23 protein-coding genes and 1 pseudogene are annotated in these 26,998 nt (G+C 60.4%); 5 read left to right on the top strand and 19 right to left on the bottom strand.

Going from position 1 to position 26,998, the window contains the following annotated elements; genetic code table 11:
• Nucleotides 1-52: 52 nt before the first annotated feature.
• The 6 genes from M9827_RS21410 to mdaB all read right to left on the bottom strand — a co-directional run bounded on the left by M9827_RS21410 (nt 53) and on the right by mdaB (nt 6,702).
• Complete coding sequence (locus M9827_RS21410; protein WP_250607041.1) at nt 53-1,510, bottom strand: N-acyl-D-amino-acid deacylase family protein; 1,458 nt, start codon at nt 1,508-1,510, stop codon at nt 53-55.
• A 1-nt stretch (nt 1,511) separates the two neighbouring features.
• The gene (locus M9827_RS21405) at nt 1,512-2,372 is read right to left on the bottom strand and encodes a MurR/RpiR family transcriptional regulator (protein WP_250607040.1); all 861 of its coding nucleotides are present in this window, start codon (nt 2,370-2,372) and stop codon (nt 1,512-1,514) included.
• Nucleotides 2,373-2,388: 16 nt separating this feature from the next.
• Complete coding sequence (locus M9827_RS21400; protein WP_250607039.1) at nt 2,389-3,738, bottom strand: GntP family permease; 1,350 nt, start codon at nt 3,736-3,738, stop codon at nt 2,389-2,391.
• Nucleotides 3,739-4,078: 340 nt separating this feature from the next.
• Entirely contained in the window at nt 4,079-4,972 is an 894-nt protein-coding gene (locus tag M9827_RS21395; protein WP_250607038.1) for an NAD-dependent epimerase/dehydratase family protein, read from the bottom strand.
• A 103-nt stretch (nt 4,973-5,075) separates the two neighbouring features.
• Nucleotides 5,076-5,987, bottom strand: a complete 912-nt coding sequence (locus M9827_RS21390) for a LysR substrate-binding domain-containing protein (RefSeq protein WP_250607037.1) — start codon at nt 5,985-5,987, stop codon at nt 5,076-5,078.
• Nucleotides 5,988-6,111: 124 nt separating this feature from the next.
• The gene (mdaB, locus tag M9827_RS21385; protein WP_250607036.1) at nt 6,112-6,702 is read right to left on the bottom strand and encodes an NADPH:quinone oxidoreductase MdaB; all 591 of its coding nucleotides are present in this window, start codon (nt 6,700-6,702) and stop codon (nt 6,112-6,114) included.
• 184 nt (nt 6,703-6,886) lie between these two features.
• On the opposite strand from mdaB, the gene M9827_RS21380 reads away from it, so the two are divergent.
• On the top strand, nt 6,887-7,201 hold the full coding sequence (locus tag M9827_RS21380; protein ID WP_250607035.1) for a putative quinol monooxygenase: 315 nt from the start codon (nt 6,887-6,889) through the stop codon (nt 7,199-7,201).
• On the opposite strand, the gene M9827_RS21375 is transcribed toward M9827_RS21380, so the two are convergent.
• Nucleotides 7,191-7,955 (bottom strand): sulfite exporter TauE/SafE family protein, encoded by a 765-nt coding sequence (locus M9827_RS21375; protein WP_250607034.1) that lies wholly within the window; start codon nt 7,953-7,955, stop codon nt 7,191-7,193. The two genes, M9827_RS21380 and M9827_RS21375, sit on opposite strands and share 11 nt — an antisense overlap.
• Nucleotides 7,956-8,191: 236 nt before the next feature.
• On the opposite strand from M9827_RS21375, the gene M9827_RS21370 reads away from it, so the two are divergent.
• From M9827_RS21370 to M9827_RS21360, 3 genes are all read left to right on the top strand, one after another.
• Nucleotides 8,192-9,073 carry a LysR substrate-binding domain-containing protein gene (locus M9827_RS21370; RefSeq protein WP_250607033.1) on the top strand — a complete coding sequence of 294 codons (882 nt, stop codon included), beginning with the start codon at nt 8,192-8,194 and terminating at the stop codon, nt 9,071-9,073.
• A gap of 55 nt (nt 9,074-9,128) precedes the next feature.
• A complete protein-coding gene (locus M9827_RS21365) occupies nt 9,129-9,704 on the top strand; it encodes an NAD(P)H-dependent oxidoreductase (RefSeq protein ID WP_095051034.1) in 576 nt (191 codons plus the stop codon).
• A 199-nt stretch (nt 9,705-9,903) separates the two neighbouring features.
• Nucleotides 9,904-10,314 carry a MerR family transcriptional regulator gene (locus M9827_RS21360; protein ID WP_034154373.1) on the top strand — a complete coding sequence of 137 codons (411 nt, stop codon included), beginning with the start codon at nt 9,904-9,906 and terminating at the stop codon, nt 10,312-10,314.
• A 69-nt stretch (nt 10,315-10,383) separates the two neighbouring features.
• Here M9827_RS21360 and M9827_RS21355 read toward each other — a convergent pair whose 3' ends face one another.
• The 11 genes and pseudogenes from M9827_RS21355 to M9827_RS21305 all read right to left on the bottom strand — a co-directional run bounded on the left by M9827_RS21355 (nt 10,384) and on the right by M9827_RS21305 (nt 25,072).
• Nucleotides 10,384-12,999, bottom strand: a complete 2,616-nt coding sequence (locus M9827_RS21355) for an efflux RND transporter permease subunit (protein WP_250607032.1) — start codon at nt 12,997-12,999, stop codon at nt 10,384-10,386.
• Between the two features lie 33 nt (nt 13,000-13,032).
• Nucleotides 13,033-13,869, bottom strand: coding sequence for an outer membrane lipoprotein-sorting protein (locus M9827_RS21350; RefSeq protein WP_095119577.1), 837 nt, complete (start codon nt 13,867-13,869; stop codon nt 13,033-13,035).
• A 59-nt stretch (nt 13,870-13,928) separates the two neighbouring features.
• Complete coding sequence (locus M9827_RS21345; protein WP_442967391.1) at nt 13,929-15,227, bottom strand: DUF1302 family protein; 1,299 nt, start codon at nt 15,225-15,227, stop codon at nt 13,929-13,931.
• 2 nt (nt 15,228-15,229) lie between these two features.
• Nucleotides 15,230-15,994 carry an SDR family NAD(P)-dependent oxidoreductase gene (locus M9827_RS21340; RefSeq protein WP_077570926.1) on the bottom strand — a complete coding sequence of 255 codons (765 nt, stop codon included), beginning with the start codon at nt 15,992-15,994 and terminating at the stop codon, nt 15,230-15,232.
• Nucleotides 15,991-16,728, bottom strand: coding sequence for a 3-oxoacyl-ACP reductase family protein (locus M9827_RS21335; RefSeq protein WP_007911596.1), 738 nt, complete (start codon nt 16,726-16,728; stop codon nt 15,991-15,993). The genes M9827_RS21340 and M9827_RS21335 overlap by 4 nt, the downstream gene beginning before the upstream one ends.
• Nucleotides 16,729-16,737: 9 nt before the next feature.
• The gene (locus M9827_RS21330) at nt 16,738-19,608 is read right to left on the bottom strand and encodes an aminotransferase class III-fold pyridoxal phosphate-dependent enzyme (protein ID WP_250607031.1); all 2,871 of its coding nucleotides are present in this window, start codon (nt 19,606-19,608) and stop codon (nt 16,738-16,740) included.
• Between the two features lie 54 nt (nt 19,609-19,662).
• Nucleotides 19,663-20,871, bottom strand: a complete 1,209-nt coding sequence (locus M9827_RS21325; RefSeq protein WP_250607030.1) for a beta-ketoacyl synthase N-terminal-like domain-containing protein — start codon at nt 20,869-20,871, stop codon at nt 19,663-19,665.
• Nucleotides 20,868-22,163 (bottom strand): beta-ketoacyl-[acyl-carrier-protein] synthase family protein, encoded by a 1,296-nt coding sequence (locus M9827_RS21320; protein ID WP_250607029.1) that lies wholly within the window; start codon nt 22,161-22,163, stop codon nt 20,868-20,870. The genes M9827_RS21325 and M9827_RS21320 overlap by 4 nt, the downstream gene beginning before the upstream one ends.
• Nucleotides 22,160-23,218, bottom strand: a pseudogene (locus M9827_RS21315) (beta-ketoacyl synthase). Before M9827_RS21315 ends, M9827_RS21320 begins: the two are co-directional and overlap by 4 nt.
• Nucleotide 23,219: 1 nt before the next feature.
• Complete coding sequence (locus M9827_RS21310; RefSeq protein ID WP_250607028.1) at nt 23,220-24,494, bottom strand: beta-ketoacyl-[acyl-carrier-protein] synthase family protein; 1,275 nt, start codon at nt 24,492-24,494, stop codon at nt 23,220-23,222.
• Nucleotides 24,495-24,502: 8 nt separating this feature from the next.
• Nucleotides 24,503-25,072 carry an acyl carrier protein gene (locus M9827_RS21305; protein ID WP_250607027.1) on the bottom strand — a complete coding sequence of 190 codons (570 nt, stop codon included), beginning with the start codon at nt 25,070-25,072 and terminating at the stop codon, nt 24,503-24,505.
• A 511-nt stretch (nt 25,073-25,583) separates the two neighbouring features.
• On the opposite strand from M9827_RS21305, the gene M9827_RS21300 reads away from it, so the two are divergent.
• Complete coding sequence (locus M9827_RS21300) at nt 25,584-25,928, top strand: cupin domain-containing protein (RefSeq protein ID WP_003177747.1); 345 nt, start codon at nt 25,584-25,586, stop codon at nt 25,926-25,928.
• Nucleotides 25,929-26,091: 163 nt separating this feature from the next.
• On the opposite strand, the gene mmsB is transcribed toward M9827_RS21300, so the two are convergent.
• Nucleotides 26,092-26,994: a 3-hydroxyisobutyrate dehydrogenase gene (mmsB, locus tag M9827_RS21295; protein ID WP_007911617.1), complete on the bottom strand. Its 903-nt coding sequence runs from the start codon at nt 26,992-26,994 to the stop codon at nt 26,092-26,094.
• Between the last annotated feature and the right edge of the window lie 4 nt (nt 26,995-26,998).

Below are 26,998 nucleotides of genomic sequence, written 5' to 3'. Positions count from 1 at the left end.
GCATTCCCATGTAGGAGCTGCCGAAGGCTGCGATCTTTTGACGTCAGCAGAATCACTTAAACCCGTCGCGTAAATTCCCATCGCGTGCGAGAAACCGCCCTTCCCTACGCCCATTCGCCTGCCCGTCGAGATAGCTCAGAACACCGTTGATCCAAACACCGTCGATGCCCAACGCCGCACGTTGCGGGTCGTGAAAGTCGGCCACATCACGCACAGTCGCCGGATCGAACAACACCAGATCCGCCCAATAGCCTTCACGAATCTCGCCGCGTTCCTTCAAGCCAAATCGCGCCGCCGACAGACCGGTCATCTTGTGCACGGCGGTGTGCAGCGGAAACAGTCCGACGTCACGACTGAAATGTCCGAGCACCCGTGGGAAAGCGCCCCACAGACGTGGATGCGGGAACGGGTCTTCCGGCAATCCGTCAGAGCCGACCATCGATAACGGATGGGCGAGGATTCTTCGTACATCCGCCTCGTCCATGCCGTAATACACCGCGCCCGCCGGTTGCAGGCGTTTGGCGGCATCAAGTAGCGGCAGATCCCATTCGGCAGCGATGTCGATCAGGTCGCGGCCGCTGACTTCCGGGTGCGGCGTCGACCAAGTGATGGTGATGCGGTGGGCGTCGGTGACTTGCTTGAGATCCAGCGTCGAAGAGCTCGCTGCATACGGGTAGCAATCGCAGCCAACCGGGTGGGTTTTTGCTGCCTCCTCCAATGAGGCGAGCAATTGCGGACTGCGCCCCCAGTTGCCGACGCCGGCACATTTGAGGTGGGAAATGATCACCGGCGACCGCGAGTGACGGCCGATGCTGAACGCTTCTTCCATCGCCTCCAGCACCGGCTCGAACTCACTGCGCAGGTGCGTGGTGTACACCGCGCCGAACGCGGTCAGTTCTTCGGTTAGTTGCTTCACTTCATCGGTGGAGGCGTTGAAGGCACTCGCATACGCCAGGCCTGTGGATAAACCCAAGGCGCCGTGCTCCAGACTTTCGCGCAGTTGTTCACGCATCGCGGCGATTTCGTCCGGCGTCGCGGTGCGAAGCAAGTCATCGAGGTGATTGCTGCGCAGCGCCGTGTGGCCAACCAGTGCGGCAACGTTCAACGTGGTATTCGCCGCTTCGACTGCGGCGCGGTAATCGCTGAAGCGTGGGTAAACGAATGCCGCTGCCGTGCCGAGCAGGTTCATCGGATCCGGCGGATTGCCTTTCAGACTCACTGGCGACGCACTGATCCCGCAGTTGCCGACAATCACCGTGGTCACGCCCTGGCTGAGCTTGGGCAGCATCTCTGGCTGACGAATCACCACGGTGTCGTCGTGGGTATGTACGTCGATAAAACCCGGCGCCAGCACGCGACTGGCGGCGTCGATTTCTTCGGTTGCCGTGGCGTCGTGCAAGTCACCGATACGCTCGATGCGGCCCTCGCGAATCGCCACGTCGGCGCGGTAACCGGGCACGTTGCTGCCATCGATGATCAGGGCGTTGCGAATCAGCGTGTCGTACAGCATGTCAGTCTCCCAGCGGCAGGTGATCGTTGCCGCCACGGTATTCGTCGAGGGCGAGCTTGATCCGCCGCAGACGTTCTTGATTGTCTTCAGGACTGGCCAGCGCCAGCTCGGTGGCGAGCACGTCGATGGCGAGCAGCATGCCGTAGCGCGCCGCCGTCGGTTTGTAGATGAACGAGGTTTCTGCGCCTTGCAGCGGCAGGACGATGTCGGCCAGTTGCGCCAGCGGCGAATCGGCGCGGGTGATCGCCAGAATGCGTGCGCCGTAGTTGCGCGCCAGTTCGACAGTCTCCAGCAACTCCGGGGTGATGCCGGTCAGCGAACAGACGATGAGCACTTGCTCGGCATTCAGGCTGGCGGCGGTGACGCGCATCATCACCGCGTCATGACACACGGCGATCGGGTAGCCGAGGCGCACCAGGCGTACCTGCAACTCGTCGCTGCACAGGGTCGAGCAACCGCCCATGCCGAAGGCGTGAATCATCCGCGCCTGACCGAGCATTTTCACCGCATCGGCAAAGCGCGATTCGTCGAATCCGGCCAGATGCTGGCGCAGCGTGGTTTCGATGTCGCCGACGATCTGCCCGTAAAACGCCGACTGTTCAGGCGTGCCCGCCGGATCGAGAAAACGGCTGCCGACGCCGCTCGCCTGAGCCAGCTGCAGGCGCAGATCACGCAGGTCGCGGCAGCCCACCGTGCGGGCGAAACGCGACAACGTGGCGGTGCTGACTTCGGCGCGTTGCGCGAGGTCTTCGAGGCTGGCGCTGGCGGCAAAACCGACGTCATCGAGCATCAGCCGGGCGATGCGACCTTCGCCGGCGCTGAAGGAATCCTGGCGGGCACGGATCTGGTAGAGGATGTCCATGGGCGGCGGGCTCCGGTTACAGCAGGTAAGAAAGGCCGACGGTCAGGCCGAACGCGACTATCGAGATCAGCGTCTCGAGCACGGTCCAGGTCTTGAACGTCTGCGCGACGGTCATGTTGAAGTATTCCTTGATCAACCAGAAGCCGCCGTCGTTGACGTGGGAAAAGATAACCGAGCCGGCGCCGGTCGCCAGCACTAGCAACTCAGGATGTGGATAACCCAGACCAATGGCCACCGGCGCGACCACGCCGGACGCAGTGGTCATGGCCACGGTGGCGGAACCGGTGGCGACGCGCATCAACGCCGCGAACAACCAGCCCATGAGCAGCGGCGACAGGTGAAATTCGTGGGCGAGGCCAACAATCTGATCGGTGACGCCAGCGTCGACCAGAATGCGGTTCAAGCCACCGCCAGCGCCCACCAGCAGAGTGATACTGGCGGTCGGCGCCAGGCATTCGTTGGTGAATTTCAGAATCGATTCACGGTTGAAACCCTGGGCGATACCCAGCGTCCAGAAGCTCAGCAAGGTCGCCAGCAGCAAGGCGATCACCGAGTTGCCGATGAACAACAGGAACTGGTTGAAGCTGCTGCCCGGCGTGGAAATCAGGTTGGCCCAGCCGCCGATCAGCATCAGCACCACCGGCAACAGAATGGTCGCCATGGTGATGCCGAAACCCGGCAGTTTGTCGCGGGGTTCGCGGTCGAGGAATTGCTTTTCCAGCGGGTTATCCGCCGGCAATTGAATGCGCGGCACGATGAATTTGGCGTACAACGGCCCGGCAATGATCGCGGTGGGAATGCCGATGGCGATCGCATACAGCAAGGTCTGCCCGACCGACGCCTGATAGGCCTGCACTGCCAGCATCGCCGCCGGGTGCGGCGGCACCAATGCATGCACCACCGACAGGCCGGCGACCATCGGCAAACCGACCATCAGAATCGACACGCCGACGCGTCGCGCCACGGTAAAGGCAATCGGCACCAGCAAGACAAAACCGACTTCGAAGAACAACGGCAGGCCGACCAGAAAGGCGATGCAGACCATCGCCCAATGCGCGTTCTTCTCGCCGAATTTATCGATCAACGTGCGCGCCATCTGCTCGGCGCCACCGGACTCGGCCATCATCTTGCCGAGCATCGTCCCCAACGCGACCACCAGCGCAATATGCCCCAGCGTCTTGCCCACCCCGGCCTCATACGCCCCCACTACCCCCGACGGCGGCATCCCCGCGACCAGTGCCAGGCCGATGGAAATCAGGGTGATGACAATGAACGGGTTGAGCCGGTAACGGGCGATCAACACGATCAGCGCAATGATGGCGACGGCGGCATAGACCAGCAGCCAATAGCCGAAGGAAGGCGTCATGCGGTACTCCTCGAAAGGGTCACGTTCGAATGGGTTGTGAAACTCATAAATCATTTCGAGATCGAGATTTCAAACCGTATGAAAGTAATTTTCGTGGAGAGGCAAGGCGTGTCGCTGATGGGTATGTCTTGTCGTGATTAATGAAAATCGTAGGCCGGGATTTACATGGCTTTTCGATGAACGAGAAACCAATGTGGGAGCGAGCCTGCTCGCGAAGGCGGCTTCACATTCAACATCTTTGCCGACTGATCCAGCGCTTTCGCGAGCAGGCTCGCTCCCACAGTTTTGATCGCATTCTTCCAGACAGGATGCGCAAAACCTGTGGGACGTAGCGTACGGATCACACCATTTCGTTACGAATCCATTCCACCACCGACGTGCGCTTTGGTGCCCACCCCAGCAGTTCGCGGGCGTGTTTGCCGCGCACTCGGCTGTTAGAGCCGAGGCCGTAATTGGCCATTTCGTAGCCCCATTCGGCTTCGGCGTCTTGCAATGGCCAGTCTTGCGGTTGGCCCAGATTCAGCGCTTCGGCCATGGCAGTGGTCATGTCGGTGAACGATGCTTCGCCGCTTTCAACGAAGTAGAAAGTACCCGGTACGTTCTTGGTCAGGGCCAGCAGATACAGGGCAACGACGTCTTCGATGTGCACGTTGGACCAGATGTTCTGGCCAGTGCCGACGTGGCGCACGACGCCGCTTTTACGGGCCTGCTTGAGCAGACGCGGCAATTGCACGCTGTCGCGGATGACGCCCAGGCTGTGGCCGTAAATCAGCGTGTTGCAGATGACGGCGGAGTTCACCCCGTCCTGCGCCGCCGCGAGGATCAGGTTGTCGATGGCCACGCGCGCGGCTTTGTCCACGGTCGGTTCCGGCAGGCTGTCTTCGTAGTAGATGACGTCGCTGGATTTGCCGCCCGACGCATCGCCGACGATGCTCGAACCACTGGTGTGCAGGAACACTTTGTTGGAACCGCGCAAGGCATCGAGCAACGCTTCGACCGCGCCGCGATGGTCGCTGCTGGCGGCGTTGATCACCGCGTCGGCAGCACGGGCCTGTTCGGCGAGCAGTGCGTTGTCGTCGAGGGTGCCGATGACCGGGGTCATGCCGAGTGCTTTGAGCTCAGCCGCTTGCTCAGGGTTGCGCACCAGACCAGTGACTTGATGCCCGGCCTTGACCAGGCCACTAGCGATGGAGCCGCCGATAAAACCGGCAGCGCCGGTGACGAAGACGTTCATGGAGAAACTCCCTGCGGGAATAAGTGATGGGACGAGTATCGGCCTGTGGATCCGACGGAAAAACCCGCCCTCGGCCAAATCACTGTTGCGCAGAGGTCACGAATCAACCCTTGAAATCGGCGCTGGCGTAAGCGGCGAGTTTGCTCTGGATAAAGTCGAGGAAACACTGAATGCGCAACGCCAGTTGCGAGTTCCGGTAGTACACCGCGTTGATCGGCTGGCGATAACCGCTGTTGAATTCACCGAGCAGGACTTTCAGGCGCCCGGCCCGAATGTCATCGATGGTCATAAAGTGCGACAGACAGGCGATGCCCTGCCCTTCCAGCGCCAGGTGGCGCACGGTCTCGCCGCTGGAGGCGCTGATCGCCGGGGTGATCGGCCAGCGGTCACCGTGCACATAGCGCAGCGGCCATTGGTTGAGGCCTTCGTTCTGGGTGAAGCCGAGCAAGGCGTGTTCGCTCAAGTCCGCGACTTGCTGCGGCGCGCCGTGCTTTTCCAGATACGCGGGGCTGGCGACGATCAGCAGCGGACTGCAACCGAGCGAGCGCGCGTGCAGCGTCGAATCGGCAAGGGTGCCGATGCGGATGGCGATGTCGGTGCTTTGTTCCAGCAGGTCAATGATCAGGTCATTGCTGTTGAGTTCGAGCTGGATGTCCGGATAGAGACGGCGGAATTCGTCGATATAAGGGACGACCGCGTGGAGCATGAACGGTGACGCGGCGTTGATCCGCAAGCGTCCGGACGGGGTCTGCTGGCGTGAGGACAGGCGTTCTTCGAGTTGATCCATCTGATCGAGAATCAGCTTGGCCTGTTCGAAGAAATACTTGCCCTCCTCGGTCAGGTCCATGCGCCGCGTGGTGCGGTTGATCAGCGTGGTGTCGAGCTTGGCTTCCAGCTTCGACAACGTGCGGCTGACCGCCGACGGCGTTTGCCCGACCTGTTCGGCGGCGGCGGAAATCGAACCGCATTCGATCACGCAGACGAAAATCTGCAACTCATCGGATCTGGCTTTCACGGGTGTCCTCTTTGAGATCGCCAAGATCGCAGCCTTCGGCAGCGCCTACATGGAAATGGGTTCCTGTAGGCGCTGCCGAAGGCTGCGATCTTTTGCTGTTACCACCGATAGTAGCTTGAAACACTCAAGCCTTGAGGCCAAACACCTGAGTCAAATGCTGCTCGTAGCGCGCCACATCAGCCTCGATATTCGGCCGCTTCATCACGTCGACACAGAGGAACGTCGGCAACGCGGTCATGCCCAGAAACTCATTGGCCTTGTGAAACGGAAAGTACACCGCGTCGACACCTTTGGCCTCAAAGAAATCAGTCGGATCATCGAAGGCTTGCTGCGGTGCGTTCCAGGTCAGCGACAGCATGTATTGCTTGCCCTGAATCAGACCGCCGCTGCCGTACTTCTGCGACGCATCGGAACGGGTGCGGCCGTCGCTGGCGTAGAGGCTGCCATGACCTTCGGTGAAGACTTCGTCGAGGTACTTTTTCACCGTCCATGGCGCGCCCATCCACCAGCCTGGCATCTGGTAAATGATCACGTCGGCCCAGAGGAATTTGGCGACTTCTTCAACAACGTCGTAGCCCTCGTCGATGAACGTGGTCTTGACGTCGACACCGCCGCGATCGAGCACGCTCAGTGCGGCTTCGTGCAGGGTGGTGTTGTAGCGACCGTCGGAGTGAGCGAATTTCTTGCCGCCATTGAGCAACAGCACTTTTTTCATGAGAAAGCCTCGGCGCAGCCATTGGGCTGGATGGAGAAGGGAAACTGGAATGGCGGCAGATTAACGATCCGCCTCGCGCGGAATAAGGCCTGATTGCGCAAAATACATTTGAACAAAAAGCACGAATCCATCACTGATTGTTGCAATAACATCGGCGGCATTCTGAATGTGAGGAGTCGTTGTGATGAGTGAACGCTTGGGTTTTATCCTGCACGCCAAGACCCGCCAGGATATGGCCGAGGCTTTCGAAGCGCTGTTTCGTGCCTACGTTGAGCCGAGCCGCGCGGAGCCGGGTTGCATCGAGTACCACATGCTGCGCGACAAAGAAGATCCGACGCTGTTCATCTTCTACGAGATCTGGGCCTCCCAGGCGCATCTGGATGTGCATTCGAATCTGCCGCATATGAAGGCATTCTTTGAACGGCGCATGGATTATCTGGAGCGCGATTTTGATATCCGCCAGATAGACATGCTCAGCGAAGCCTCGGCTAACCGCTGATCAACAAATGAGCGCCGAGCGCGCCCACGCCGACAAAGAACACCCGCTTGAACAGCACGGCGCTGATCCGTTCGCGCAGCCATTGGCCAAGCAACATGCCGAGAATGGCCGGAATCAGCGCCAGCAGCGAAGCACTCAGTTCGCCGCCACCGAGGGCGCCACGCCAGAGCAATCCTGCGGCCAACGCCAGCGTCGAAACGGTGAATGACAGGCCCAGCGCCTGCACCAGTTGATCGCGATTCAAGCCCAGTGCTTGCAGGTACGGCACCGCCGGAATCACGAAGACGCCGGTAGCCGAGGTGATTACGCCGGTGATCAAACCGCACACTGGGCCGAGCCAGGTTTCATGGCGCGGGTTAATGCGCAGCGTTGGTAAAAACAGTCCGCTCAACGCATAGAGCACCAACGCCGCGCCCAACCCGCGAACCACCCAATGCCCGCCCGCCATGCCGATCGATAACGTGCCGATTGCGGTGCCGATGAAGATCATCAGCAGCATTGGCCAGAGGCGTTTGATCAGTACTTTCAAATGCCCGCCGAATGCCAGTTGCCAGACATTGGTCAGGGTTGCCGGGATGATCAGCAAAGCGGCTGCCTGCGACGGCGCCATAGCCAGACCGAGCAAGCCCATGGCGACGGTGGGCAGGCCGAGGCCGATCACGCCTTTGATCAGGCCGGCGAGGATGAAGGTCGCGATGACCAGCAAAGACAGAGCCAAACCGAGGTGTTGGTAGAAATCCGTGAGTGCGTTCATGGCGCTACTGTGCGCCAGTCGGGGTTGGCGGAAAATCTGCCATATACTGAGGCTGCCTCTGCCCATACAAGAGGCTGATATTTTCTTTGAAGCCTCTGGCCCCATTGCTGGCAAGCCAGCTCCCACAGTATTTTTGTTGTTCAAACATTTTCAGATCAACACTGAAACCTGTGTACAAGCTGGCTTGCCAGCGATGAGGCCCGCCCAGACACCACAAAAACCAGAGGCTGCCAGCCATGCACTTCGACCTCACCGACCTGCGCCTCTACCTGCACATCCTCGACACCGGCAACATCACCGCCGGCGCCGCCCGCAGCCATTTATCCCTGGCCGCCGCCAGCGCCAGAATCCGCGCCATGGAAGCCTCGCTTGGCGTCGACTTTCTTCAGCGTGGCCGCCGTGGCGTCACGCCCACGGCCGCCGGAAAAGCCCTCGCCCAGCACGCGCGCATCCTCCTGCAACAAGCCGAACGCCTGCAGCAGGATTTGGCCGACTATGCCCAAGGCGTCAAAGGTCAGGTACGGCTACTGTGCAACACCACAGCGATCACCGAATACCTGCCGGAAGTACTCGCGGACTTCCTGCGCGATCACCCCAATCTCGATATCGATTTGCAGGAACTGCCCAGCGCACGCATCACTCACGCCTTGCGTCAGGGTGCGGCGGACCTGGGGATTGTGTCCGATGCGGTCGACACCCACGGCCTGCAAACTTGGCCCTTTCGCGACGATCCATTAGTACTGATCCTGCCCCCCGACCATGCTCTGGCGAGTCGGCCGTCGCTGACGTTTGGTGAAACCCTGGCGCACGACTATGTAGCGCTTGGCAGCCACAGCGCGCTGGCAATTCATCTGGAGGAACAAGCGCTGCATATCGGCCAGCGCATGTCGATCCGAATCCGCGCCGATGGCTTCGAGGGGGTCATGCGCATGGTGGCGCGAGGTGCGGGGCTGGCCATCGTGCCCAAGGTGGCCATCGAGCGCTGGGCGGCGGTGCACTCGGTAACGTGCCGGCCGCTGGACGAAGTCTGGGCGCATCGCACCTTGCAACTGTGCGCGCGGGACTTCGACCACCTGCCCGGTTACGCCCGGGCCTTGTTTGATGCGCTGGTGCCTTGACTCTACCGCTAGGGGTAGACTCTATCCTGTGAGCTTCATTTCAGGAGTACACACAATGAGCAAACGAATGCTCGTGATACTGGGTCACCCCTCCACCGACAGCTTTTGCGGGGCATTGAGTGAGACTTACGTTCAGGCCGCCAAGGATGCCGGGCATGACGTTCGGCTGCTGCGTCTGGATGCGCTGGAGTTCGACCCGGTCCTGCACGAAGGCTACAACAAGGTGCAGCCGCTGGAGCCGGACCTGCTGCAAGCCCAGGCCGATATCACCTGGGCCGAGCACCTGACATTCGTCTATCCGATCTGGTGGGGCGGGATTCCGGCACTGTTGAAAGGCTTCGTCGACCGGATTTTCCTGCCGGGTTTCGCCTTCAAATATCGCGAAGGCAAAGCCTTCCCCGACAAGCTGCTCAAGGGCCGTACCGCGCATTTGCTGGTGACCATGGACACGCCGTACTGGTACTACAAATGGATCTATGGGATGCCGGGGCTGAATCAGATGCGCAAGACCACGCTGGAATTCTGCGGCATCAAGCCACTGAAGACGCTGACCTTCGGGCCGATCCTCGGCTCCAAGCCAAACCAGCGCGATGCCTGGCTGGAACAGGCGCGCGTGACCGCCGCCGTCTAAGGCTATCCAGCCGCCTCAGCTGACGGCGCACCCGCCGCCGTCAGTGCCTTTTCGGGCTTCGTTCACGAGCCCGTCCGTCGCCTGTGCACGTGATTTACGCGCAGTTGCAATTTTCAGATGGTATTGGACATATAATCGCCGCCGATCCGGCATGACGCCCGATCGCGCTACGCTATGTTTGATCATCGAGACGGACCTTATGTATATCGGCAAAGCCGCCCAGCTGTCGGGCACCACAGTCAAAAGCATTCGCCATTACGAAGAAATCGGCCTGTTGCCCGAACCCAAGCGTGAAGGCAAATACCGCATCTACAGCCAGCAAAGTGTCGAGGTGTTGACGTTCATCAAGTGCGCCCAGCAACTGGGCTTCAAGCTCAAAGAGCTGCAGGTGATCCTCAACAACTACCGCGGCGACGAATTCCCGTGGGACATGGCGCAACGAGCCATTGCCGAAAAAAAAGCCGAACTGGTGACCCAGATCGGCGATTTGCAGCAATTGCATGATGGCCTTGAGGCGTTTGAACACAACCTCAACGACGCCCGCCAGGAATGTCAGTTCGAACGCATCGCCCGCTATGGCGAAAAAAACCCGGTCAATACACTGAACTGAAAACCCTGCTGCGCCGCATGACCGGGTTCGCCTGTCGTCTCAGGGCAGGCGCGCCCGGTCGTTGGCGAATCAGCCCGGTACCGCCTCCCCTTCTGTGCGCAGCGCTTGAACCGGCGCATGCACCGGTGCTATCGCCGCAAAGAACCACGGCGATACCAGCGTCACCAGGACAATGGTCATGACTCCGCTGGAAAACAGCGCCATCGCCACCAGTGCACCCAGATCGACAATCGGCTTGAAGTCGGAAAACAGCAGCGCCATGAAGCCCACGGAGAAGATCACCACGTTGATCACCGTAGAGCGGCCGACGCTGTGCATCGCCTGCAAAATAGCCGCGTCGATCTCAATGCCCTGCTGCACCAGCAATTTGATGCGCGACAGCAGGTGCACCGCGTAATCCACCACACCGACCACCAGGAACGTCACCAGAGTCGTGCCGATGTTCAGCTCGATACCGAACAGGAACATGAAGCCGTAGACCGTCACCGAGGTGGTCAGCAAGGTCAACATGCCGAGCACACCGAGGCGGACCGATTTGAGCCAGTACATCATCATCAGCGTAACGACCAGCAAGGCCAGGGAAAAACTCAGTACCTGACCCTGAGTGATTTCCTGCAGCACGCCCGTCCAGATCAACGGCGTGCCAGCGTGCGTCACCTCAAGGTTGGCCGGTTTGTTCACCAGCAGCCAGGCATCGAGGCGGTCGAGCATGCCCTGATAGTCGCTGGCGACCGACGAGGTCATGGTGTACAGGGTCAAGGCTTTTGAAAAATCGGCATTGAGCACGTTGTTCAGGTCCGAGCCGCCACCGTTTTCGAACAGCATCACGTGCTGCTCGATCAGCGAATTGCCCGGCACCTCAAAACGCTCGATCTGCCCGTCGTCATTGACTGATGTCACTTTCTCCAGAGCATTCGGAACCCGCAGATACTCCGGGTTCATGTCATTGAGCACCAGGTTCATGCGCTTGACGTAAGTGGCCAGCGAATAGCCGTAACTGACGTTCGGTTGCTGCTTGATGAAGTGGTCGAGTTTGTCGATGAACTGCACCACTTCGGTGGTCAGCACGCCGCGCGGCTCTTTGCTGTCGATCGCGATCCATCCCGGCGCCGTGCCCGCCACTTTGGCGTGGTTGATGAACTGATCGGACACGCGAATGTGGCTCTCAGGCTTGAAGTAAGCAATGCCGGAGTCTTCGATATCGACGCGGAAGGTAAACACGGTGGCCAGCGCGAGCAGCGGCAGCATGACCATCAGGATCGGTTTGCGAAAGCGGATCATCCAGGCACAGAACGCGACCAGATACCGCGAGATGATCGATTCCTTGTGCACCTCAGCCTTGGCCTGCTGCGGCTGATCCTTGCCCCAGATGGAAATCCACGCCGGAATCAGCAACAGCGAAATAATCAGCGCCGCCGTCAGGCCGATCGACATGAACACGCCGAAATTGCGGATGCTGACAATGTTGTTGGTGGTGGAAATCATGAACGTGGCGATGGTCGTCACGGTCGTCAACACCACCGGCACCACCATCAAGCGCTGGGTTTCTCGGTTGGCCTCGCGATTGCTCTTGCCCGCGTTTTTCTGCTCGTAATATTCAGCCATCACGTGGATCGCATCCGAGCAGCAAATGGTGAACAGGAACACCGGTAGCACACTGGTCAGCAGGTCGAACGGCACCCGCAACAGCGCCATCAGACCCAAGGTCCAGATGGTGCAGAACAGAATGTTGAACAGCGGCAACAGCACGCCCAGTGGTTTGCGGAAGAAGAAAATCAGCAGCAAGGTAATCAGCAAAAACACGATCGGGAACAGCACGGCCAAGTCGTGATCGATGATCTCCTGCTGCGCGGCGATAAAGATCGGCATGCCGGCAATGAAGATTTCGTCCTTGTACTCCGGATGCTCGGCCTGATATTGCGCGACGATGCCGCGCACAATCTGATAGGCGCGCAATTGCGCCTGGGCGTCGTCCTGCTTGGTGCCAAGCTCGGCCACCAGCATCGCGACTTTCTTGTCCTTGGAGACCACCCCGTCGACCATCAATTCGTTGCCCATGATCTGCGACTCGACCAGCGCCGGGTCCATGTCATAGGCATTCAGGGTTTTGTGGATCAACAATTCGCCGTCGTCGGTCAGGACGATATTTTCCAGGTCGCCCATCGAGGCCATTTCGCGGATCGGGTTGATCCGCTCGGCGAGAAAGGTCAGGAACAGCTGATCATGAGCGTCCCAGTTCTGGCTTTGGGCATGATCACGCAATGCCTTGGCGTTGGCGTAATCGTTCTGCGAAAAACCGCCCTCAAGAATGTCCCGGGTCAACAACTGCGCACGGCTGTCGTCTGCATGCCGGGCAACGATCTGCGCCAATTGCTCCTTGTCGGTATCGTTGGCCAGAATCATCTTGCGCACCGACTGCGACATCGAAAACAGCGCGTTGAGCGTCGATTTGTTGAACACCGTTTGTGGGTTGTTCAGCGCCACCATCACCGAGTCGAACGTGCCGGTGAACTCACCCTGCAAATCGATGATGGTCTTGCGCGCCGGGTGGCTTTCCTTGAGCAGATAAGGGTTGGTGTCGGACACCAGCGCGCCCAGCGTATAGGTGAAATACGCCGTAATCGCCACCAGCAGGAAAACAATCGCCCGCGCATAGCGCTCGACGAAATTCAGATATCTTTCCATGATCATGCGGTTCCAGGTGGTCGGGGTCGGCGCTTAGCGGGCAGACACGGCAAATTCCGGCAGGTCACCGGTTTTCAGCCCGCGCTTGATGGCGGTCTGGGTGAAGAGGCGGTCTTCCAGAGAGACGTTGTACTGCAACTGGTTGAAGCGCATTTCCGAACGCGTGCCGTCGATGAAGTGCTCGGTTTCACTGAGCACGATGCTGTCGATCGAATCGATGGTCGCGACTTTCTGCGTGCGCATCTGCTTGATCAACACGCCTTTGACGTCGAAGAAATCCTGACGCATGACCAGGAAATTCTGCTTGTCGATCCACACCTTCAGCTTGTTGTAACCGGTCTTGGCCAGCACCTCGGGAGACGCCGGTTCGCGCTCGATCACGTAGCAGTCGCGGCCCTTGATCTGTTCTTCGCCGACGAGTTTCTGCGAGTAGTCTTTAACGCGGATCTTGTCCAGATCGGCGTACGAGTACTCGCTGCCCATGAACGAGCCGCGCTTGTCGGTGGTGGAGATGCGGCGGGTCTGGCGGCTGACCGGCAAGTACATCCACTGGCTGTCTTCCAGGCCGAGAGTTTCGTGCGGGTTTTCGATGTGGAAGGCAACGTCACGGACGTCAGTCGGCGCGGAAAAGTACATGCTGAATTTGTCGCTGTCCGGGTAATCCTTTTGCAGGTAGGTGAACTCGCGAACGCGGGTATTGCCTTTCTTGTCATGCAGGATCAGCGAAACCTGGGACATGAAGCTGTTCCCGTCATTGCGATCGCGTACCTGACGGATGATCTCATCGGCATTGCCAGCCTCGGCGGCACTGGCGCAGGCGCTGCCGAGGATCAATGCGGCGGTGGTCAGACTTTTCAAAAACGGCAACATGACAACTTCCTTTTCGTTGGATGAATGCACCTGCGCACGAAAGCGGCAGGCGTGATGGGTCAGAACAGATAACCGGCCGACAGCCGCACTTGATCGCGCTTGCTGTACTCGCCGAAAGTCTTCTCGGGCTTGCCGAAGAACACGTCGACTTCCAGCCCGAGCTTGATGTAGTCGACCGGCTTGTAGGTGAAGATGCCTTGCAGCAAGGCGTCGTCCTGAAACGGCGGTGAGCCAGCGACCACCAGACGACTCTTGAGCCGATCCTGCCAATGGGTGCCTTCGGCCGACAGGGTGAACAGCGGTTCGTGTTTGTCCTGCAACATGCCGTCCTGCCAGTCGAGCAGCACTTGTTCCTGCCACTGCGCGGAAATCAGCCAGTCGCGCAACAGGTAGTCGACGCCCAGCAACGACTTGACCATCGGCGTGCTGTCGGCGCCGTGGGCGCGGGTCGGATTAGTCACGCGCCAGTTGTCGAAATACGCGACCTCGCTGCGCACGACGATGCTGTGCCCGGCGTCGATCGCCAGCCCGGCACCGCCCATGGTGTAACGGGGAAACTGCCGTTCCAGCCGCGTACGGCCGTCATCGGCGAGGCCTTCGACCGCGTACACCGGGTCTTGCTGACGGGCGCTCAAGGCAACAAAACTGGTGTCCACCGCACCGATCCGGCCGTTGGCGCTCAGGCCATAGGAATAGCCTTTGTCGCCGTCATAGCCGGGTTTGGAATCGAGCAGGAAATACTGCGGGTCCGGCGTAGCAAACAGTGGCGCGGCAAATTCACTGCCCTCTACCGGCGCCCGGTTTTTCACGAAGTCAGTGATCCACAGCGCCTCCAGTTCCCACTCGCCCACCGGTTGCGCAAAACGCACCATCGGCACGGCGATGCGGCTGTCTTCCAGCAGCGGCGTCAAACCGTCGCGATAGTCCAGCGGGTTGATCTGATCGAGCACGCGCAATTCATCCGCGCGGCCCCAGACCACTTGCTGCCAGCCCACCGTCACCTCTCCGTCACCCAGCGAATGGCCGACGTAGAGGTGCCGCCAATCGGCGTCGAAACGGTACTTGTCCCGCGCCCGCTCGCTGTACGGATTGTTGCCGTCGTAGCGTGCGTCGTAACGCACGCGGCCCTTGGCCTTGTAGTAACCGCCCTCCCAGTTGTCTTCCAGGTTGGCTTTGAAATACACGGCTTTTTGTGTGACCTGATCGTCGCCATGCAGGCGAACGGCCGTGGCTACGCCAACTTCACCGTCGGCGTAATCGGGCTTCAGATCAGCGACGGTAAACTCGGCCATCGCGGTGGGCGCAGCCATGCACGCCCACACCGCACCCACGATGTGACTGTTGTGAAATCGAGGCATCGCTACATTCCCAACCCGACACCGCCATCAATCACCAGACTCTGGGCGGTCACTCCGCCAGCCTCGGGGCTGGCCAGGTAACGCACCATCGCCGCCACTTCTTCGCTCTGGATGAAACGGCGCATCGGCAGTTTCTTCTTCGCGTTGCGTACGATCTGCTCCTGAGTCAAACCGGCAATTGCCGCTTGCGTCGCCAGTTCACCCTGCAACATCGGCGTATCGATCCACGCCGGCAGAATCGCATTGACGGTGATCTGCCGCGAAGCGAGATCCAGCGCCAGCGCCTTGGTCATGCCGACGATGCCGTGCTTGGAGGCGCAATACGCGGTGTTGCGCACCTTGCCGGCACGGCCGAGGATCGACGACATGTTGATGATTCGCCCACGGTCCGGCATCAGCGCCAGACACAGCGAGGTCACGTAGAACGTGCCGTTGAGGTTGACCGAAATCACCTTGTGCCAGTTGTGCAGGTCTTCCGGCTCGTTCTCGTTGCAGATGCCGGCGCTGTTGACCAGCACATCGACGTATTCGACTTGCGATCCGAGGGTTTTAAAGAACGCTTGCATGGCCGGCAGGTCGGCAATGTTCGCCGCATGGGTTTCGACCCGCGCCTTGATCTGCTCCTGTCGCTCGTCGACCCAGCGCTGCAGTTCGGCCAGATCGAGATCCAGCAGGATCAAGCGATTGTCGGCGTCGGCGGCAAAGTTCTCGGCAACCGCGCGGCCGATGCCTTTGGCCGCACCGGTGATCAGAATGGTCCGGCTCATGGCATTTTCAACCCGCCGTTGACCGACAGGACCTCCCCGGTCAGGTACAAACCGCGATCGGCGAGGTACAGCACCGCTTCGGCAATTTCCTCCGGTTCGGCGTAGCGTTTGATCAGTAGACGCGACTGGATTTCTTCTTCCTGACTGCCGATCAGCGCCGTACTCATCTCGGTCTTGACGATGCCCGGGGCGACCGCGTTGACGCGAATGTTGCGCGGCGCCAGCTCCACCGCCAAGGCACGGGTCAAGGATTCGACCCCGCCCTTGGCAGCGGCATAGTTGCTTTGGCCTTTGCCGGGCTTCTGTGCCGCCACCGAACTGATGTTGACGATGCAACCGCTACGCTGGCGCAACATGCCCGGCACCACCTGCTGACAGCAGAGCATCGTGCCGATCAGGTTGGTCTGGATCACCTCGACCAGGTCGCGCGCTGACATCGTCGCCAGCAAACCATCGCGGGTGATGCCGGCGTTATTGACCAACAGATCGATACGCTGAAAATGCTGATCGACCCGCTCGAAAAACGCCTTGATGCTGTCGCCGCTGCTGACATCGCACTGCAACGCCAGGCAATCGATCCCCGACGCCTGTACCTCATCGCGCAAGGCCATCGCCGCGACTTCATCGCGTACGTAACTGAACGCGATCTGATAACCCGCCCCGGCCAGGGTCTGGACAATCGCCCGACCGATGCCACGACTGCCACCGGTCACCACTGCTACTTTATTCGGCATGACCGTTCCTTAAAGCGAGTTATCGGTTTTGAATTGCGCGAGGCTGAAGCCGTGGGTCGCGGCCAGTGCTCGAATCTGCTGCACTTGCTCGCGGCTGATGTCGCCGTAGGAGTAGTGCTGTTTCATACCGGACAGGCCCATCAGCACCGACTCGGCCATGCACGCGTACAACTGACCTTGCTTGAGATAGGCCCGAACGTTTTTCACCAGGCCATCGCCCAGCGGCGTCTGCACGATGCCGCCGTGCATGTAGAGCACGTCGGAGCGTTGGCTGGCGAGGTTCTGGTCGACGTTCAGCGGCACGGCGATGTCGCAGATCACGCTGTTTTCGGCGAAGTGCTCGGCAAAGAGAAACGGCTGCGGTGCGTTCGCCGCGCAGAGCACGATGCGTGCCTGTTTCAGCACTTCAAGATCGTTGCTGACGGTGATGAAGGCATTGGCGCCCAGGCGTTCTTCGACCAGTTTCGCTACGCGCAGCCCCAGATCGGCACTGCTTCCGTGGGCCTGCAACAGCGCATCGATTCCATCAATTTGCTGCAGGCGACGGGCGAGGCGATCGTGTTCGGCGACACCCTTGAGGATCGCGCGGGCGGCTTCGGCGTAAATCTGTTGCGCGGTTTTTTCCAGACGACGCAAGGAACCGTCGCGGCCGCTACCGATAAGGATCAGGTGCTCGACGCTGGTCGACAGCAGCGAGGCGTAGGTCGAGGCAATATTGCCCGCCGCACCGACCACCGCAGCGGTCTGCTCGCTCAGCTCCAGGCCTTGCTGCTTGCAGCCTTGCTCGATGGCTTCCAGGCCCATGCCGATGGTCAGCGCGTTACCGGAGGTCAGCGCCATGTCAGGAATCTGCAAGGCCTGGCAGTTGTTGGTGACGATCGAGGTGTACATGCCCAGCCCGGCGACGGTGTAGCCATCAGCGCGAGCATCCTTGATGCGATTGCCGACTTCTTCGCGGATGGTTTGCAGATCGCCGCTGGCGATGTACGCCGCCATGGCATCGGAATCCATGCACAGCGGGTACAAGGTGAACTCCACGGCAGTGCCGAGTTTCGAGCGGATCTGCACCGGGCCGATTGGCGCGGCACGGCGCTCGGGGGCCATGCGTTTGATGAACTCGCGTTTCTGTTCAGCGCTCAGGGTCGACAGTGAAGGATCGACGTCGCTGAGCATGTCCGAATCAATCAGATGGTTGATGAACGCCACGCGAGCGACCACGCGCACGTTCTCGTCAGACTTTGGGCGGGTTTCGGCCTCCTTGAAGCTGACCTCGCGGGCCGGCACTTGCGCGATGCTGTCGGCACACACACCAGCCGCCAGCGGGAAGGCATCGCGGCGGCGCAACATGTCGCAGACTTTCTGCAGCGAAGCGATCAACCCGTCAATTTCCGCAAAGGTGATGCACACCGGCGGTTCCAGACGGATCACATTGGCGTTGCTGCCCGACGGCGCCACACGCAGCGATTCGAATTGCAGCAGGTAGCCGGCGATGATGTAGCCCAGCGCATCGTTGTACTGCGCCGATGCCTGAACCAGTGAACTGGTGCCGGTCAGGTCGTGCAGTTCGAAGCCCAGCAGCAAGCCGCGCCCGCGCACGTCGGCGATCACGTCCGGATAGGCCGCCTTGAGTTCCAGCAGCGAAGCCTTGAGGTACTCGCCCTTTTTGTTCACGTCCTTGAGCATCGCGCTATCGTTCTCGAACAGACGGCGCAAGGCCGACAGGGCGATATGGCAGGACGCATCATCTTCGGCAAAGGTCGAACTGTGGATGTAGCTGAAATCGTTTTCGTAGTGGCTGGCACGAATCACCGTCGCGGCAATCTTCATCAGGCCACCGCCCAAGGCTTTCGACAGGCAGTAGTAATCGCCCTGCAAGTTGAAATGGCTGGCGCCGAGCAAGGTGCCGGTGCGGCCGAAACCCGATTGCACTTCATCGATGATCAGCGGGCATTGCTGCTCGTTGCACAGGCGCCGCAGGCCCAGATAGAACTCATTGGCGAACTCGTTGATGCCGCCCTCGCCCTGAATCGGCTCGAGCAAAACGGCGGTGATCGCACTGAATGCTTCGCGGCGCACTTGCAGGGTTTCGCCGCTCCATTCCAGACTCAGCCAGTGACGCACGTGACGGGCCGGCAACTCTTGCAATTGCTGGGGTTGCTGCGGGTCGATGAACTCGACGTTGAGGCCGAAACGGGCGAACGGTTTGCGGTACTGCTTGCCGTAGGTCAACTGAACGGTGTTCACCAGTTTGCCGTGGAAGCTGCCGCGCACAGCCAGGAACACCGGCTCGACATGCAACTGCGCCAGGTTGTGCTGACGCACCGCTTCGGCCACTTGGCGCACGGTGACGCAGGACAGATTCTGCGGCAGCAGACCGGCGGGCAAATCGAGATCGTCGATGTCCAGTTCGACGTATGCCTTGTCGCTGGCAACCAGATTGGCGAGGGCAAAATCGCGCTCGTCGAATTGCTTTTGCAGATTTTTCTGACGACGGTATTCGGCGTGCTTGACCGCGATTTCCACCGACTCGGCGCCGCTGTTGGAGAAGGTCGAAATGTAGCGTTCGCTGTTGTTCAGCTCACGGTTGAACGCTTCACTGAGTTCACGCCCCAACTGACCGGCCGCACCGCGCACCGACATCTGCGCGTTGAACGGCACATCGGCGCGCAGCAGGTCGACGAGTTGATCGACAAATTGCGGATCGTTGTGACCATACAGCGCGGCACCGTAACCGCCGAGGAAGTCAGTGACAGTCACCTCTTCACCCTGGCGGTCGCGGTAAAACAATTTACTGCCCAGCGCTCTGTGGAACTGGCACTCCAGGCCCAGGGCCTGCATCAATTCAACGAATTTCGGCCGTACGTAATCGCGGTAATCCATGACAGTTCTATCCCTTGAGTAAAAAATCAGATGCGTTTCGTTGCGTGCCGACGGTCAGTCGGCCGCGTGAAATTCGAGGTGGTAACCGGCGCTGAAACCGTTGTCGTCACGGTTGATCACCAGGCAATCGTGCAGCACGGCATCGCGCAGCCCGCCGATCACGAACGGCAAGTGCGCATCCAGCGGTTGCTCCAGACCACCGACCGGCGGGATGCTCTGCGCCTGCAAGGCCTGCCGGGCGAAGATCAGATCAACCAGACTCGGTGCACCACTCAGAATGCCGGTCAGCGGCGTGCTGCTGGTGATGTGCGCGGCACCGGTTCGTGCCAGCGTGCGGGCCAGATCGGAATCTTTTTGCGGCTCGCCAGTGGCGCTGCTGATCAGCAGATCCACCTGTTTGTCCGGCAGGTTCAGCGAGTCCAGGCGCGGATGTGCGAACAGAGCGGTCAGGCAGGTTTGCGGGCCTGCTGGCAGGTCATCGGCGCGGCGCAACACCAGCGCCGCCGCACCTTCGCCGGCAATACCGCCACTGCCCTGGCGATCAAAGGCACGCAGGCTTGGCGACCCTTCGGTGCTGATCACCCCCGCCTCGGCCAGTGCGGCGAGCGCCAGCGGATCCAGTTCACTGCCCGCGCCCACCACAATGGCCGCGTCGATCCGACCGCTCTGCAACGCCGCGCAGGCTTCGCGCAGCGCCGCCAGATTACCGGCCACGCCTTGCATGTAGGCGTTGCATTCGCACTCAAGCTTCAAAGCCAGACTGACGACGCCGAGCAAACCGTTGCTCAGGCTCTTGAGCACGAGAAACGGGTCGAGTGCACGTTCCTGCAACACGCGTTTGGCCAGACGCTGCATGTCGGCACCTGTCTCGGTCTGACATTCGTGCAGCAGTTCGCCGTAAGACGCGAGCGAGGGATGGGTGTAACCGCCCTGGCAGCAATACAGGCCAAAACGCACGTTGTCGCGACCCGGCTCAAGCCCGGCTTCTGCCAGCGCCTGGCGCACCGCACTGACGCCCCAGATCACTGCCGGCGGGCAGTAACGCTGGAGGTTTTGCGCAACGTCCTGACGGCTACGTTGATGATCTCGATCAGCGATGTGCCCGAACGCGGTGACGCGCTCGCTGTGGAACTGCGATGAGTTCAGAGGCGAGATTGCGCTGCGCCCTTCGCGGGCCGCCGACCAGAAACCCTCAACGCCCCAGCCGGTGGGCAAGACACAACCGCTGCCGGCGATCGCGACACGTACAGAGGTGTCAGTCATAGTCCTTGCTCCCGATATTTGCCAAGGGCCAGCGAGGTATTGAGGCCACCGAAGCCGAAGGAATTGCTCAGCGCGTAATCCACTCGGCGGCTGACCGCTTGCCCGGCGCAATAATCCAGATCGCACTGTTCGTCAGCGTCATGCAGGTTCACCGTTGGCGTGACCAGATCGTTGAGGCAGGCCAACGCGGTGACGATGCATTCCGGTGCGCCAGCGGCCGCGATCAGGTGACCGAACTGTGATTTGTTGGCGCTGACAGCCAAGGCTTGATAGTGCTTGTGTTCGGCGAACACGCTTTTAATCGCCAGGGTTTCGGCCACGTCGTTGAGCGGCGTAGAGGTGCCGTGGGCGTTGATCAGATCGATCTGCTGCGGCCGTAGCCCGGCGTCGTCCAGCGCGGCCTGCATAGCCAGTGCCGCGCCGCGTCCTTCCGGTTGCGGTGCGGTGACTTTGTAGGCGTCCAGACTGCTGCCGAAACCCAACACCTCGGCATATGGCGTGGCGCCACGGGCCAAGGCATGTTCGAGGCTTTCCAGCACGACAAAACCACCGCCCTCACCGGCAATCAGACCGCTGCGGTCACGATCAAACGGGCGGCACAGATCCGCGCCCCAACGTTGCTCGCCCGACGCGGCACCCAACAGATACAACGCGGCCATGGTGTCGAGGTTGAGCACCGAGTCGGCGCCTCCCGCCAGCGCAACGCTGACTTCTCCGCGACGAATCATCTGAAAGGCGTTGCCAATGGCTTGTGAAGCACCGGCACAGGCACTGCTGATATTGATCACCGGCCCTTCACAGCCCAGGTCGTCGGCGATTACCCGCGCCAGACGGTCGTTGCTCTGACGCAGCGAGCCATCGGCATTCACTTGCCCGGCCCGCGACATCAGGTAGGACCAGCTCGGGGTGCCGCCATTCGGGGCTTCGGTCAGCAGCATGTCAGCGAGCATGTGCTGCGGTGCTCCCGAGGCACACAGCACCGCCGCGCCTCGCAACTGTTCTGGCTGCAAGCCGCTGTCACCCACTGCCTGCGTGGCAGCCACCCAGCCAAAGCGGCTGCGCTTTTCCAGTGGCATCGTCCATGCCGGATGGTTGTGCAGTTTTTCCGGCAACAGGCTCATGTCGACCGGTGCCGCGTAGCGCACCGCGAACGACGCCTCTTGCAGGTCGTCGGGTTGCCACGGTCGAACACAATGTTCGGCGCCGAGCATTTTTTCCCAGAGGGTCTGCCATTCGAAACCGAACCCGGTAACGGCGCCCAATCCGGTGATCACAATCCGTGTCGCACTCATGCGTGCTTCTCCATGGTTTCACTGGCCAACAGCAATGCGCCCCAGTGACCGGCGCGCGTGTGGCTGACGAGCAGCGTGTAGCCCGGCGTCGCCGCTACTTCACGGCTCAGGTGCAAGGTCAGTGCGACCTCGGTCAGCAAGCCGCTGGCGCCCAGTTCGCCGGTCATGGCGCGGGTACTGCGAATCTCGCGCGGGAAAGCTTCGAGTAGCTTCATCACTTGCCTGTCAGCGCAATTGCCGACGATATGCTCGACGTCACCGACCCGCAGTTTGTCCACACTCAGGACCTGGTCGATCACGCGCCGACCCACCGCCACAGAGCGTTGCGGATCGGTGCTGTAACCACGGGCAAATCCGGCAATGCGCACGGCGTATGCCGCACCCGGCGCTGGTGTCGACGCCAGCAGCAGCGCGGCGGCGCCCTCACCGAAAATCGGTTCGCTCGCCTGATCGGGTTCACGCAGGTACAGGGCCGGGGTCAGGTTCGGGCTGCTGCTGACCACCAGCGCGGCGTCGGCATGCCGCTCGCCAATCTGCTGGCAAGCTTCGATCAGCGCATCCAGCCCGGCGTTGTCCTGAGAACAAAATCCACCCATTGGCCCGTGGCAATTCAATGCTTCAGCCACATAGGCCATGACGCTGCTGTTGAGCAGGGTCAGCGCATGCAGAGGCGGCGTGTTGGCCAATAACTGCGCCAATTGTTTTTGCGGCTATTCGATGATCGCCTGCACCGCGTCCCAGCAAGGACTCGGCGCGTCGACTTCGGGAATGGCCGCTGTCAGGGCAATGCGTGACGCCGGCAATTGCAGCGCCGCCAATGCTGGCGCCAGCCGTGCGGCGCAATGCAACAGGCGCAAGCCCTGCGGCTCGACGCTGCGCTGGATCTTGCGATCAAACAGGTCACTGGCCAGTCGCGGCGTCGGCAAGGCAAACGCCTGACGCTGTGCGTCAAAGGCCAGCGGTTGCGCCGCGCAGGGTGTGCCGAGCAAGTCAGCGCATTCACTGCCCGCCACATTCAGCACCGCAGCGGCATTGAGATAGATGGCTCGGTTCATGTCATGCCCTCCCCAGAACCAGCGAGCTGTTGATGCCGCCGAAGCCGAACGAGTTGGACATCACCACGCTGATGGGCTGTCGCACCGGCTCGCTCAAGAATTTCAGCGAAGGGTATTCGGCACGCTCGGGGTCGTAATTCAGGGTGGGCAACAGCACACCGTCACGCAGGCTCATCAGCGACAGCACCGCTTCGATCGCGCCACTGCCGGCCAGCGAATGACCGATGGCGGACTTGTTGGCGGTGAAGGTCATGAAGTCCTGGCACCCGCCGAACAGACGCTGCAGTGCCAACGCTTCACAACTGTCATTGGCCTGCGTGGAGGTGCCGTGGGTGTTGACGTGTTGCACTGCGCTGCGCAGCAGCCCGGCATCTTCGATTGCTGCTTCCATGCATTCCTCGTATTTACTGCCGTCGCGGCTGCTGGAGGTCATTTTCTGCGCCTCGCAGACATTCGCGTAACCCAACACCCGGCCCAGTGGCGCAGCCTTGCGGCGCTGGGCGTGTTCAGCGGATTCGAGAATGATCATCGCCGAACCTTCGCTGAGGACAAAACCGCTACGGTCAGGCATGAACGGACGGCTCTGCTCACTCGCCGGCAAGTCGGCCTGAGAGAGCGCGCCGAGGCTGTTGAACATGTAATAAGGCAGTTCGTTGGCCATCAGTTCGACGGCGCCGCAGATAGCCAGATCGATCTCTCCGCGCTCGATGGCCCTGTAAGCACTGCCGATGGCCATGGTGCCGGCGGCACAGGCATCGGAATGGGTCGAGATGTGATCGCGGATACCAAGCCGATCGGCCAGGTGTTGCGTCTGTTGATCGACCCGCCGGACAAAGGGCGCGCTGGACGCTGCCGGACTGTCCAGCAGACGATCAAGGTCGACGCGTCCGGCCTCATCCATGCAACGGCTGAGTCGCTGCAGGTCGTGGCTGTCGGCACAGTACTTGTTGGCGCCCAGAAACAGACCGCTGCGATTGTGGGCAAAGTCTGCTGGCGTCAGACCGGCGTGCTCCAGCGCCTGCCGGGCAACGTATTCGGCCAGCACACTTTGCCGTGGGTGCAGCGCCGCGTTGCCACCGAAACCGGCCCCGATCCGCTGCCACTGCGTATCATCGATAAAACCGGCGGCGCTGTTGTTGAATCCCAGCGCCTTGAACCGAGGATGTTCGCGGACACAGGATTGCTTCCGGCAAATCCGCTCGAACAACGTGGCAGCGTCCAGCGCCATGGGCGCCACCAGACCGAACCCGCTCACATAGACTTCTCGTGCCCGCATGAGAACTCCTACACCGCTTCTTTGGCGTGAGTGGTGACAAACTGCTCAACCAATTGACGGGAAACTTCATCACCATCCGTCGGCACCAGACGCGCACTGCACGCGCCGCAGACCACTTGCTGGCGCTCGTTCAGAATCGCCTGGTGAGCGTTGCAATCCGGGCACGTGGCCGGCAGGTAGTTGAAGAGATTACGGCACTGGTTGGCCCAGTTCAGCACGCTGGTCGCGGCGAACACTTGCGCCGGCTGCATGCCCGCCTTCAGTTGATCCGGGGTGTAGGCACTGAGGCTTTGCTCAAGCAGGTGCTTGCCGCTTTCGGTGATGCGCCCGTTGGCGAGAAACTCGCTGGCATCACCGCAAACCGCCACCGCGTGGTCAAGCACGCTGGTTTTCGGCAGTGTGCAGCCATATTGGCGGCCCAGCTGGAAGCTCAGGTCGACGATGTCCAGCGAGTCGGCACCGAGGTCTTCGACGATGCTGCTGTTTTCTTCGATGTCATTCGCATCCATCACCAACAGCTGTGCGAGGATTTCGCGAGTGCTGGCAACGACATGTTCCAAGTCCAATGGATTGTTCATTTCTATCTCCCTATATGTCGTGACTACTTCATGATTTCGGCTTATGAAAAGTAACTTTTCCCACAGCAACTTCTTACGCGGCGGGAATCTAAACTCTGCCCTTAAGGGGAGAGTCAACGAACTATTCAAGGTTTTTTTACAAGTCGAAAAAAGTCTGCAAAACCCCACAGACACCGCACCTCCCTGGTGCGGTGAACGACTTATTTACTTAACAAAGACGGGGTATGGTGGGGCGCCCGCGCTATCAGGCAGGCTGACTATCGAAGTAACTAAGGACGCAACGGAACCGACGTACTAAAAGCAAAAACCAGACAAGTAAAATAGTTATAACTTCATAACCTTTGTTTTAGATCAATACTGCCGTTAATTGATTTTGCTGGAAGGTTTACGCCTCCATCCATAAAACTTGGCAGCGTTTATGGATATCTGCATGTCGAGCACAGACATCTGGGCAGAAGCACGGCGCTATAGGGTGCAGCTTCCGTTTGATCGCCTTGTCTGGAGCCGACACATGACCGCCCCTATCACCGTTCTACGCGACACCCATCCGCTGCCGGTACTCGATGCCTGCAAATGGGAAAAACTCGAAGGCGACCCGCACACCGTCAACCTCAACGCCTACACCAGCGAAGACGGCAGCAAGATCATGGGTACGTGGATCTGCACACCGGGCAAATGGCGCGTCGATTATGTGAAGTGGGAGTACTGCCATTTCCAGGAAGGCTACTGCGTGATAACTCCGGACGGCATGGCGCCGATCCACCTGCGTGCTGGCGACATCTTCGTGGTTGAGCCGGGGATGAAAGGCACGTGGGAAGTGGTCGAGACCGTGCGTAAATATTTCGTGTTTGCCTGATGCAAAAAAGCCGGGAGATCACCCGACGTGATTTCCCGGCAAACAATGTCTGATATACGCAATCCTCCTGTGGGAGCGAGCCTGCTCGCGAAAGCGGACGGTCAGTCACTTCCTTGTTGAAACAACCGCCGTCATCGCGAGCAGGCTCGCTCCCACAGTTTGTTCAGCGCTGCCCTTCTATTGCAGGCTTGCGATAGCTGTTGATGATTGCCGAGAAGTCTTTCCCGCCGTCGCCGCGCTGGCTCATCGCCTGATACAACTGCTGCGCCACCGCGCCGAGCACCACCGGTTGGTGCGCCTGACGCGCCGCTTCTGTCGCCAGCCCCAAATCCTTCAGCATGAGTTCCGCGCCGAACCCGCCGGTATAACCGCGCGAGGCCGGCGCCGTTTCGACGATGCCCGGCCACGGGTTGTACATCTCCGAACTCCAGCAGCGCCCGGTTGAACTGTTGATAATCCCGGCCAGCACAGTCGTGTCGATGCCCAGTGCATCGCCCAGCGCCATCGCCTCGCTGACGCCAACCATCGAGATGGCCAGCAGCAGGTTGTTGCAGATCTTGGCGATCTGCCCGGTGCCGACTTCACCGCAATGCACAATGTTGCGGCCCATTTGCGCCAGCACCGGTTGCAGGGTGGCGAACAGTTCCGGGGTGGCGCCGACCATGAAGGTCAGCGTCCCCGCCGTTGCACCGCCAGTGCCACCGGACACCGGCGCATCGGCCATGGCCACGCCTTGTTTCGCCGCAGCCGCTGCCACATCGCGGGCCGTCTGCGGATCAATGGTGCTGCAATCCACTGCCGGCACACCTTGGCGAATGCCAGCCAACACACCGTCCTCACCGAGCCAGACGCTGCGCACATGCACCGCCGCCGGCAGCATGGTGATCACCAGTTCGGCATCCTCGGCAGCCTCACGCGCCGAAGCACGAATGCTGCCGCCCAGTTGCTCCAGCTCCGCCAGCACGGTTTTGTTCAGGTCGACCAGACTCAGCGAATGGCCGGCCTTGATCAGGTTGCGCGCCATCGGCGCGCCCATGTTGCCCAGACCGATAAATGCGATTTTCATGGCA

This window comes from Pseudomonas sp. AKS31 (assembly GCF_023634765.1).
Taxonomy (GTDB): domain Bacteria; phylum Pseudomonadota; class Gammaproteobacteria; order Pseudomonadales; family Pseudomonadaceae; genus Aquipseudomonas.
The sequence above is the reverse complement of the archived record's forward strand: the minus strand, read 5'-3'. Positions and strand labels throughout refer to the sequence as shown.

Excerpts from the sequence above, each read along its gene's own strand:
- M9827_RS21320 (WP_250607029.1), bottom strand. The coding sequence starts at position 22,163 with ATGAGTGCGACACGGATTGTGATCACCGGATTGGGCGCCGTTACCGGG.
- M9827_RS21380 (WP_250607035.1), top strand. The coding sequence starts at position 6,887 with ATGAGTGAACGCTTGGGTTTTATCCTGCACGCCAAGACCCGCCAGGAT.
- M9827_RS21335 (WP_007911596.1), bottom strand. The coding sequence starts at position 16,728 with ATGCCGAATAAAGTAGCAGTGGTGACCGGTGGCAGTCGTGGCATCGGT.
- mmsB (WP_007911617.1), bottom strand. The coding sequence starts at position 26,994 with ATGAAAATCGCATTTATCGGTCTGGGCAACATGGGCGCGCCGATGGCG.
- M9827_RS21355 (WP_250607032.1), bottom strand. The coding sequence starts at position 12,999 with ATGGAAAGATATCTGAATTTCGTCGAGCGCTATGCGCGGGCGATTGTT.
- M9827_RS21365 (WP_095051034.1), top strand. The coding sequence starts at position 9,129 with ATGAGCAAACGAATGCTCGTGATACTGGGTCACCCCTCCACCGACAGC.
- M9827_RS21325 (WP_250607030.1), bottom strand. The coding sequence starts at position 20,871 with ATGACTGACACCTCTGTACGTGTCGCGATCGCCGGCAGCGGTTGTGTC.
- M9827_RS21360 (WP_034154373.1), top strand. The coding sequence starts at position 9,904 with ATGTATATCGGCAAAGCCGCCCAGCTGTCGGGCACCACAGTCAAAAGC.
- mdaB (WP_250607036.1), bottom strand. The coding sequence starts at position 6,702 with ATGAAAAAAGTGCTGTTGCTCAATGGCGGCAAGAAATTCGCTCACTCC.
- M9827_RS21305 (WP_250607027.1), bottom strand. The coding sequence starts at position 25,072 with ATGAACAATCCATTGGACTTGGAACATGTCGTTGCCAGCACTCGCGAA.
- M9827_RS21300 (WP_003177747.1), top strand. The coding sequence starts at position 25,584 with ATGACCGCCCCTATCACCGTTCTACGCGACACCCATCCGCTGCCGGTA.
- M9827_RS21350 (WP_095119577.1), bottom strand. The coding sequence starts at position 13,869 with ATGTTGCCGTTTTTGAAAAGTCTGACCACCGCCGCATTGATCCTCGGC.
- M9827_RS21370 (WP_250607033.1), top strand. The coding sequence starts at position 8,192 with ATGCACTTCGACCTCACCGACCTGCGCCTCTACCTGCACATCCTCGAC.
- M9827_RS21375 (WP_250607034.1), bottom strand. The coding sequence starts at position 7,955 with ATGAACGCACTCACGGATTTCTACCAACACCTCGGTTTGGCTCTGTCT.
- M9827_RS21410 (WP_250607041.1), bottom strand. The coding sequence starts at position 1,510 with ATGCTGTACGACACGCTGATTCGCAACGCCCTGATCATCGATGGCAGC.
- M9827_RS21395 (WP_250607038.1), bottom strand. The coding sequence starts at position 4,972 with ATGAACGTCTTCGTCACCGGCGCTGCCGGTTTTATCGGCGGCTCCATC.
- M9827_RS21340 (WP_077570926.1), bottom strand. The coding sequence starts at position 15,994 with ATGAGCCGGACCATTCTGATCACCGGTGCGGCCAAAGGCATCGGCCGC.
- M9827_RS21345 (WP_442967391.1), bottom strand. The coding sequence starts at position 15,227 with ATGCCTCGATTTCACAACAGTCACATCGTGGGTGCGGTGTGGGCGTGC.
- M9827_RS21330 (WP_250607031.1), bottom strand. The coding sequence starts at position 19,608 with ATGGATTACCGCGATTACGTACGGCCGAAATTCGTTGAATTGATGCAG.
- M9827_RS21400 (WP_250607039.1), bottom strand. The coding sequence starts at position 3,738 with ATGACGCCTTCCTTCGGCTATTGGCTGCTGGTCTATGCCGCCGTCGCC.
- M9827_RS21310 (WP_250607028.1), bottom strand. The coding sequence starts at position 24,494 with ATGCGGGCACGAGAAGTCTATGTGAGCGGGTTCGGTCTGGTGGCGCCC.
- M9827_RS21405 (WP_250607040.1), bottom strand. The coding sequence starts at position 2,372 with ATGGACATCCTCTACCAGATCCGTGCCCGCCAGGATTCCTTCAGCGCC.